The sequence below is a fragment of the Gordonibacter sp. genome, from assembly GCF_036667095.1.
Lineage (GTDB): Bacteria > Actinomycetota > Coriobacteriia > Coriobacteriales > Eggerthellaceae > Gordonibacter.
Window position 1 is genome coordinate 46,511 of sequence record NZ_JAVWUP010000006.1, and the last position, 4,743, is coordinate 51,253.

Annotated in this window: 5 protein-coding genes; all 5 read left to right on the plus strand. The window is 60.0% G+C overall.

Features of this window, described 5'->3' with window-relative positions; all coding sequences use genetic code 11:
- The first annotated feature begins 288 nt into the window (after positions 1 to 288).
- The 5 genes from RR842_RS01545 (at position 289) to RR842_RS01565 (ending at position 4,658) form a co-directional block, all read left to right on the plus strand.
- Entirely contained in the window at positions 289 to 750 is a 462-nt protein-coding gene (locus tag RR842_RS01545) for a spore coat protein SP96 (RefSeq protein WP_332514376.1), read from the plus strand.
- A gap of 125 nt (positions 751 to 875) precedes the next feature.
- Positions 876 to 2,165 carry a 3-isopropylmalate dehydratase large subunit gene (gene leuC, locus RR842_RS01550; RefSeq protein ID WP_332521235.1) on the plus strand — a complete coding sequence of 430 codons (1,290 nt, stop codon included), beginning with the start codon at positions 876 to 878 and terminating at the stop codon, positions 2,163 to 2,165.
- A gap of 9 nt (positions 2,166 to 2,174) precedes the next feature.
- A complete protein-coding gene (leuD, locus tag RR842_RS01555) occupies positions 2,175 to 2,669 on the plus strand; it encodes a 3-isopropylmalate dehydratase small subunit (RefSeq protein WP_332565231.1) in 495 nt (164 codons plus the stop codon).
- A gap of 1 nt (position 2,670) precedes the next feature.
- Entirely contained in the window at positions 2,671 to 3,777 is a 1,107-nt protein-coding gene (leuB, locus tag RR842_RS01560) for a 3-isopropylmalate dehydrogenase (RefSeq protein WP_332518549.1), read from the plus strand.
- Between the two features lie 284 nt (positions 3,778 to 4,061).
- The gene (locus RR842_RS01565; RefSeq protein WP_332565232.1) at positions 4,062 to 4,658 is read left to right on the plus strand and encodes a recombinase family protein; all 597 of its coding nucleotides are present in this window, start codon (positions 4,062 to 4,064) and stop codon (positions 4,656 to 4,658) included.
- Positions 4,659 to 4,743: the final 85 nt, after the last annotated feature.

Consider the following 4,743-nt stretch of genomic DNA (forward strand, 5'->3'; position numbering starts at 1 on the left):
GTTGAGTTGTTGAGTTGTTGAGTTGTTGAGTTGTTGAGTTGTTGAGTTGTTGAGTTGTTGAGTAGTTGCCGGCGCGTGTTTCTTGCGCGCAGCAATCGTCTCAATTGCGATCCCTTGTGGATCCTGTGCCGTGTTTTGCGCGTATCCAGCGAGCGGACGCCTTACGCCTACGCCAAACGGAGTAGGTCACGTGTCAATTCAATGACGGTTTCGCCGGACGAAAGAGGCGCCTTGCCACCGGCCCTTATACTGCTTTCTAAGTTATTATTCGATGAAAGCAGGTGCATTATGGCTGACGATACGAACACCAATGAGCAAGGTACCCCGACTCCCGCTCCGACCCCCGCTGCTCCTGAAGCCGCGGCCCCCCAGGTTCCCCCGACTCAGCCCTTGCCGCAGCAGCCGCCGATGAGCCAGCAGATGCCGCCCCAGCAAGGCTATCAGGTACCCCAGCTTCAACCTCAACCGGTCTATATGCCGGCTCCGCTCATGCGCTTGACGGGCGGCATGAAGTTCGGCTGGTTTGTCGTAGGCGCGCTTTTGGGCGTCGGCGGCATCGTTCTCGCTTGGTTGACCAGCGTGGACAAGATGCCCGAGGTTAAAAGCGAGACGCTGAAGTGGTCCATTATCGGCTTCGTCGTGTGGATTGTGCTGGGTATCCTGTTCAGTCTCATGATCGGCGGCATGATTGGGGCGATGGTCGCTGGTGCTGCGGGTTCGTATGGCTATGGCCACTACGGATCTTTCTAAGCCGTTTCCTAAAATCTGGAAATGCTTTACTTTGAAGGGCCCCTCGGGGCTCTTCTTCTTTGCAGGGCGGCCCGGTGATACAATGGGCGGCGATTCTGACAAGTCCCACCTCATAAGGAGCCAGCATGTCACGTCCCATGACTATGGCGGAGAAGATTCTTGCCGCTCATGCGGGATTGGACGTTGTGGAGCCAGGCCAACTGATCGAGTGTGATCTTGACCTCGTGCTTTCCAACGACGTTACGTCTCCCATCGCCATCCGCGAGTTTCAGAAGATCGGCATCGAGCGCGTCTTCGATTCGACCAAGATCGCGTTGGTGCCCGATCACTATGTGCCGAACAAGGACATCAAGAGTGCCGAGCAGGCAAAGATCGTGCGCGATTTTGCGCGTGAACAGGATATCACCCACTACTACGAAGTGGGCTGCATGGGTGTTGAGCATGCACTCTTGCCCGAGCAGGGCGTCGTGGGCGCGGGCGATCTCATCATCGGTGCCGACAGCCATACCTGCACCTACGGTGCCCTCGGGGCGTTCGCCACGGGCGTGGGTTCCACCGATGCCGGGGTGGGCTACGCAACCGGCAAGGCGTGGTTCAAGGTACCTGAGTCGTTGTTGTTCCGTATCGAGGGCGAATTGGCCCCTGGCGTGACCGGCAAAGACGTCATCCTGCATATCATCGGCATGATCGGCGTCGATGGCGCTCTGTACCAAGCAATGGAGTTCGCGGGCAGCGCTATCCGCTCCATGGGCATGGAAGAGCGCCTGTCCATCTCCAACATGGCTATCGAGGCGGGCGGCAAGGCCGGCCTTATCGAGGTGGACGACGTGACGCGGGCCTATATGGACGGCCGCGTGGAGCGTCCTTACACCGAATACCACGCGGATGCCGACGCGGTGTATGCGCAGGTGTTCGAGATCGATGCCGCCACCATCGTGCCCACCGTGTCGTTCCCGCATTTGCCGTCGAATACACGTCCGGCTTCCGAGGCGCGCGACGTGGTCATCGACCAGGCCGTTATCGGCTCGTGCACGAACGGTCGTATCGTGGACATGCGCCAGGCGGCCGAGGTGCTGCGCGGTCGCAAGGTGCATCCGAACGTGCGGTGCATCGTCATTCCGGCAACGCAAGCGGTTTACCGCCAGTGCATGGACGAAGGCCTGATGGAGGTGTTTCTCGACGCGAACTGTGCCGTGTCCACGCCGACGTGTGGGCCGTGCCTGGGCGGCTACATGGGCATCCTCGCGGCAGGGGAGCGTGCCATCGCGACGACGAACCGCAACTTCGTGGGCCGCATGGGCGACCCCACCAGCGAAGTGTACCTGTCCTCGCCATCGGTTGCTGCTGCCAGTGCCGTGCTGGGGCATATCGGCCTGCCGGAAGACCTGGATGCCTGCACGCAGGCAGCGGAATAGGAGAGGCTCATGCAATTCAAAGGAACCGCGCATCGCTACGGGCGCGACGTCGATACCGACGTTATCATTCCGGCCCGCTACCTGAACACATCCGATCCGGCAGAGCTGGCGAAGCACTGCATGGAGGACCTGGACACGTCGTTTGTCGAGCGGGTGCGCCCGGGCGACATCATCGTGGCCGACGAGAACTTCGGGTGCGGCTCGTCGCGTGAGCATGCGCCTATCGCCATCAAAGCGGCGGGTGTGGATGTAGTCGTTGCGAAGAGCTTCGCACGCATCTTCTACCGTAATTCCATCAACACGGGGCTGGCTATTATGGAGTGTCCCGAGGCGGTGGATGCTATCTCTGCGGGGGATGTGGTCAGCGTGGACGCGGACGCCGGCGTGATTACCGACGAGACGACGGGCGCGGTGTTTCAAGCGCAGCCTTTCCCGCCGTTCATTCGCGAGATCATCGAGGCGGGCGGGCTTATCAACCGCACCAAAGATCGGTTGGGAAAATAATATGACTACGAACTACAGCATTTGCTTGCTGCCGGGCGACGGCATCGGGCCGGAGATCATCGCCGAGGGGCGCAAGGTCCTCGACGCGGTGGGTGCCAAGCACGGGCTTTCGTTCACGTATTCCGAAGCGTTGCTGGGTGGGTGCGCTATCGACGCTACGGGCACGGCGCTGCCGGATGAGACGCTGGCGGCAGCGCAAGCGTCCGACGCGGTGCTGCTTGCTGCGGTGGGCGGCCCGAAGTGGGACACGACCGATCCTGCGAAACCTCGTCCCGAACAGGGGCTTTTGGGCATTCGTAAGGCACTTGGGTTGTACGCGAACTTGCGGCCGGTGCGTATCTTCAAAGCATTGGCCGACGCCTCCACGCTCAAGCCCGAGGTTATAGACGGCGTGGATATGCTCATCGTGCGCGAGCTTACCGGCGGTCTCTACTTCGGCCGGCGCGAGCGTTTCTACGACGAGGAAGGCTGCGGTGCCGGCGGCGCGGCGGGCCAGCGCGCTTACGACACGCTCGAGTACAGCGAGTACGAGATTGAGCGCATCGTGCGCCATGCCTTCGACACGGCGCGCAAGCGCAGCTGCCGCGTGCATTCCATCGACAAAGCGAACGTGCTGGAGTCCAGTCGTTTATGGCGCGAGGTTGCCCATCGCGTGGCGGCCGATTATCCGGATGTGGAGATCGTGGACATGCTGGTAGACAACGCGGCTATGCAGCTGATCAACAACCCGGCGCAGTTCGACGTGGCGGTTACCGAGAACATGTTCGGCGACATCCTTTCCGATGAGGCATCCATGCTTGCCGGGTCGCTGGGCATGTTGGCCAGCGCCTCGCTGGGCGACGGGGTGGCACTCTACGAGCCTAGCCATGGCAGTGCTCCCGATATCGCAGGAAAAGGCATCGCGAACCCGCTCGCGCAGATCCTGTCTGTGGAGATGATGCTGCGCTACAGCTTCGACAAGAGTGAGGCTGCTGACGATATTGCTCGTGCAGTGGAGGCCGTGCTCGATGAGGGGTGGCGTACGGGCGACATCAAGCAGGCAGAGACTCCTGCTGACAAACTGATCGGCACCGTCCAAATGGGCGATTTGGTGGTTTCTCACCTATAAGAGCGGGGTCGCGTATAAAGGAGCGTTGGGCGGTTGGCGCGGGTGCCAGTGTCGGAATCGTTTCAATTCGCGCAGTTCGCACGAAAAAGAGGCTGCAGAGGTGCTTCCTTGCCACTGCGGTCTCTTTCCTTTCGCCCGATGCTCCGACGCGGGCTGTTGGGTTCGCCGAGAGAGTCCGACAGGACCGCGATGGCATCTTTTTGCTTTTGCCGGCGATGCGTTTCGCGTAAGATTTTGTGCCATGGTGGGGGTGCCGACCGTTCTCCGAAGAGAGGAGATCAGTCATGGTAACGTACGGGTACGCGAGGGTTTCCAGTAAAGATCAGAGCCTGAATAGGCAGCTCGATGCGCTTACCTGTTTTCCGGTGTTGGGGACAAACGTGTATACGGATCACATGAGCGGCAAGAGCTTCGACCGTCCTGGCTATCAGGAGCTGCTTTCCGCTTTGGCTCCGGGCGATACGCTGGTGGTTAAGAGCATCGATCGGTTGGGGCGCAACTACGACGAGATCATCGAGCAATGGCGTCTTTTGACGAAGCGCTTGCAGATCGACATCGTGGTGATGGATATGCCGTTGCTCGATACGCGTACGAGCGAGCGGAATGTGACCGGCACGTTTATCTCGGACATAGTGCTCCAGCTATTGTCCTATGTTGCGCAGGTTGAACGCGAGAACATCAAGCAGCGGCAGGCGGAGGGGATTGCATCAGCTCGCGCACGGGGCGTTCAGTTCGGAAGGCCTCCCAAGCAGCTTCCCCAGGAATTTGATCGGGTCAAGGCAAACTGGGAAGCGGGTTTGATAGGCAGCAGGGAGGCGGCAAACCAGCTCGGCGTGGCACGCAGCACGTTTTTTAAGTGGGCGCGCGATACGTCTCGTTAAGGCTTCACCAAAGTAACTGTTCAGACGGGTTCACCAAGGGTTCACCAAGCGACAACCACTCCGTTTTCGGTCTGAAAAAGTAGAC

Excerpts from the sequence above, each read along its gene's own strand:
- RR842_RS01545 (WP_332514376.1), top strand. The coding sequence starts at position 289 with ATGGCTGACGATACGAACACCAATGAGCAAGGTACCCCGACTCCCGCT.
- leuC (WP_332521235.1), top strand. The coding sequence starts at position 876 with ATGTCACGTCCCATGACTATGGCGGAGAAGATTCTTGCCGCTCATGCG.
- leuD (WP_332565231.1), top strand. The coding sequence starts at position 2,175 with ATGCAATTCAAAGGAACCGCGCATCGCTACGGGCGCGACGTCGATACC.
- leuB (WP_332518549.1), top strand. The coding sequence starts at position 2,671 with ATGACTACGAACTACAGCATTTGCTTGCTGCCGGGCGACGGCATCGGG.
- RR842_RS01565 (WP_332565232.1), top strand. The coding sequence starts at position 4,062 with ATGGTAACGTACGGGTACGCGAGGGTTTCCAGTAAAGATCAGAGCCTG.